Annotated in this window: 5 protein-coding genes and 1 pseudogene; all 6 read right to left on the bottom strand. The window is 40.1% G+C overall.

Features of this window, described 5'->3' with window-relative positions:
- A pseudogene (locus RFK25_RS11250) lies at positions 1–98 on the bottom strand (portal protein); the annotation flags it as partial.
- 140 nt (positions 99–238) lie between these two features.
- Positions 239–610 (bottom strand): type II toxin-antitoxin system death-on-curing family toxin, encoded by a 372-nt coding sequence (locus RFK25_RS11245; protein WP_332413515.1) that lies wholly within the window; start codon positions 608–610, stop codon positions 239–241.
- On the bottom strand, positions 607–864 hold the full coding sequence (locus RFK25_RS11240; RefSeq protein ID WP_018374772.1) for a type II toxin-antitoxin system Phd/YefM family antitoxin: 258 nt from the start codon (positions 862–864) through the stop codon (positions 607–609). The genes RFK25_RS11245 and RFK25_RS11240 overlap by 4 nt, the downstream gene beginning before the upstream one ends.
- Positions 865–934: 70 nt before the next feature.
- Positions 935–2,527, bottom strand: coding sequence for a terminase large subunit (locus RFK25_RS11235; RefSeq protein WP_332413514.1), 1,593 nt, complete (start codon positions 2,525–2,527; stop codon positions 935–937).
- Positions 2,524–2,997: a phage terminase small subunit P27 family gene (locus tag RFK25_RS11230; protein WP_332413513.1), complete on the bottom strand. Its 474-nt coding sequence runs from the start codon at positions 2,995–2,997 to the stop codon at positions 2,524–2,526. Before RFK25_RS11230 ends, RFK25_RS11235 begins: the two co-directional genes overlap by 4 nt.
- 282 nt (positions 2,998–3,279) lie before the next feature.
- Complete coding sequence (locus RFK25_RS11225) at positions 3,280–3,492, bottom strand: DUF4314 domain-containing protein (RefSeq protein WP_332413516.1); 213 nt, start codon at positions 3,490–3,492, stop codon at positions 3,280–3,282.
- Between the last annotated feature and the right edge of the window lie 26 nt (positions 3,493–3,518).

Below are 3,518 nucleotides of genomic sequence, written 5' to 3'. Positions count from 1 at the left end.
GTCGTTCGTCCAAACAGATATGAGAAGTCCTGACCTTCATAACTATTTCGTGGTTTATCTCTAGCACGCTTACGTCCCAGTAAATCTAGTAGTCCCATACTTCCTCCTTTTGAGTACGAAAAAAGCACCTCGATTGAAGTGCTTATCGTTTGTTCTTAGATGTTTTTCATCTCTCCTTCTTCAAGTAGATACCATATTCTATCACTTTCTTGAAGTTATATCCTCATTAAGAAAAGTTTTAATGATTCCGAATGTATTCTAAAATTGCATCATAATCTAATTCTGATGAAGCTACTCCAAGTCCTAGCTTCACTATTTCATCATCAGTCTGATTTAACACGATGCCATTTAATTCTAGGAAAATAATCATGACAAAAACTCCAATTCGCTTGTTCCCATCAAGGAAGGCATGATTATTAACTAGCGAATAACAAAGTCTAGCAGCCTTTTCTTCAATACTTGGATACTTCTCAACACCAAAATATGTACTAAAAGCTGAAGATAGTGAAGATTCTATTAAACCAACATCCCTAACACCATCTAAACCCCCAGTAGCTTGAAGTAACCTAGTGTGTAATTCAATAACCTGTTCAACAGTTAATACTTTCATTTTGCCAATTCCTTAAATGCATCAAGATGGCGTGATAAAACTGAAGTCGCAACTTCATCCAAAGTTGATTGTTCAACAACCGTAGGTGTTGCCTGTTCCTCTTTAATTAGACTCTGATAGTCCACTAATACATACTTTGGTGTGTTATTTTTCAAAATTACTGCAGTACCATTCGTATCGACCATACGAGCTACCTTAGAAAAGTTTTGATTTGCTTCAGAAATAGAGACTAAGTTTTCAATATTGATTTGCATGGTAATATCCTCCTTTTCTCTATTCTACCACTTTTTAGGATATATTCAACCTATTTAGGTTGTTTTCATCCTAAAAACTCAATATTCCACGTTCATCATACACACTTCCTTCATCGGTTTGGTGACGAATACAACGATCCAGTCCCATAATGAGTGCTACAATACCGTCAATCTTCTCGACTGACTTTTCCTTATCAGGCTTGATATTTCCAGCAGGGTCTTGTCTCATGACTACGTTTTGTCCCATCCATTTCAGAACTGGATGCCCACCATGTTGAATCTTGCCTTCCATCATCAGTTTATAGAGTTCCTTTGAAGGTGGACTCATATCCTTGTATCCCTGACCGAAAGGCACCATGGTCAAGCCCATCCCTTCTAGATTCTGAACCATCTGTGTCGCATTCCAACGGTCATAGGCTATTTCCTTGATATGATAAATTTCCGATAAGTCTTCAATAAATTTTTCGATAAAACCATAGTGAACAACATTACCCTCTGTAGTTTTGATGTAGCCATGACGCTCCCAAACATCATATAGAACATGGTCACGTCGACATCTCAGTTCCAGTGTATCCTCAGGTAGCCAAAAGTATGGCAATACGATATAATTTTCCTCTTCAAATCTAGGAGGAAATACCAAGACAAAAGCTGTTATATCGGACGTACTAGACAGGTCTAGCCCTGCATAGCAACTACGACCCTTGAGGCTTTCATATTGAATAGGATCATTTCCTTTGGCATAAACATGTTCTGGAATCCAAGCAACGCTTGAGCTTGTCCACATATTTAGACGAAGCTGCTTAAAGACATTCTCTTCTGCTGGGTTATCAAGTGCCTGTTGGTAGGCTTCTCTAACACGGTCAATCCCAATAGTATGCCCTAGTGAAGGGTTGGCTCTTCTCCAGTTTGCTTCGTCATTCCAATCATCTTCATCGGATAATCCATAAACCACCGGATAGAATGACGTGTCCTTCTTTCTACCATTCAGAATATCCAATGCTTTGGTATGCAATTCGTAACAGATAGAGTTTCTATCCGTTCCAGCTGTCGTGATAATAAAAAAGAGGGGTTGTTCCCTTGCGTCTCCTGACCCCTTGGTTAATACATCATACAAATGACGATTAGGCTGAGCATGAATTTCATCAAAGACCAAGCCAGATACGTTTAGTCCATGCTTTGTCCCAGTCTCTGCTGAAAGAACTTGGTAAAACCCAGCGTTAGAATAATTTACAATACGTTTGGTAGCACCCATTATCTTAGAACGCTTTTCCAAGGGGCGACTCATCTGCACCATCTGCTTGGCCACATCAAATACGATTGATGCTTGGTTTCGGTCACAAGCCGCACCATAAACTTCCGCACTGGCTTCATTATCCGCATATAGTAGATAGAGAGCGATAGCCGCTGCTAGCTCAGACTTACCATTCTTCTTTGGAATTTCAATATAGGCAGTTAAGAACTGACGGTTACCATCTTCTTTCACAATCCCAAATAGATCACGAACAATCTGTTCCTGCCACGGCAACAAATCAAATCGCTTTCCTGCCCACTTGCCTTTGGTGTGGGAAAGGTTATTGATAAATGTTACTGCCCTATCAGCCTTTGCCTCATCATAGTGTGAGGTTGGAAGCATGAATGGACTTGGTTCATAATGATAGCTCATAAAATTCCTCCTAACAAATCTTCCATTTCATTACCAGTACCAACTTCCGCATCCATCGTCGCTAGACGGTTACGGGCTGAAGGTGTCAAACCAAATTGTTCACAGAATTTAAGCATGATTTTGAGGTTAGTCTGGCTGATAGAGACTTGAGGGACTTGTTGGAGATAGCCATTCGGAGTTTTGATAATGGAGCCATGCTTGGAAAGGAACTCTTCTGCCTCTTTCCAGCGAGCGTATGCTTGACAGTAACCTGCAAATGCAGTCATGTCCATTTCGGTTAAAATTCCCATCTGTTCGAGAATTTTTCCCATCCGTTTCCACTCCTTCTTTGCATCTTCTTCAAGCCACTGTGGGCAACGTGGGGCTTTTTGTTTGGGTTTGACTTCATTCGAAGGGAGTGGTCGCTTACCAGGATTTCCCTCAAGTATTTTCATATTCGTAGGCTTTGGTTTTCGCCCCCTGATTGCCACAATCTCACCTCCTTTAGAATAAGAAAAAAGAACTCAATTCGAGTTCCTTCTTAAAGTTCATTAAAGTTATCAAGAACAGCCTGACAAACTGTTCTATCAATGTCGTCCATGTTATCTATTTCATTCCCATATCTATATTGGTAGATATATTCACCATCACGTTTTATTGTCAGTATTCTAATCCATGCACCGTCTATATTCCTTGGGTCTGTTGTGTCTTCTCGGAGAAACTCACAAACGTAATGTCTGTCTCCAACCGTTCGAGTCATAATTTCCCACATCTCACATTACCTTTTCTACGATATCAATTCCATACAAAACATTTAGGCAACTGCCGTTTTCCCACTTAACTAAGAGTGAACCAATGTCATCCACTCCAATCACAGTTCCAAGTGTGCCTTTAGGAACTGGATGTGGGTCATCCATTCTAACTAATCTAACCTTTGTACCAACCGGATAGATTGTCTTTAGGTTATTGAAAATTTTTGTGTCCATATTATTCTCCAAACATATCGAATGCC

This window comes from Streptococcus sp. SS-4456 (assembly GCF_036680365.1).
In the GTDB taxonomy this organism is placed as follows: Bacteria; Bacillota; Bacilli; order Lactobacillales; family Streptococcaceae; genus Streptococcus.
The sequence above is the reverse complement of the archived record's forward strand: the minus strand, read 5'-3'. Positions and strand labels throughout refer to the sequence as shown.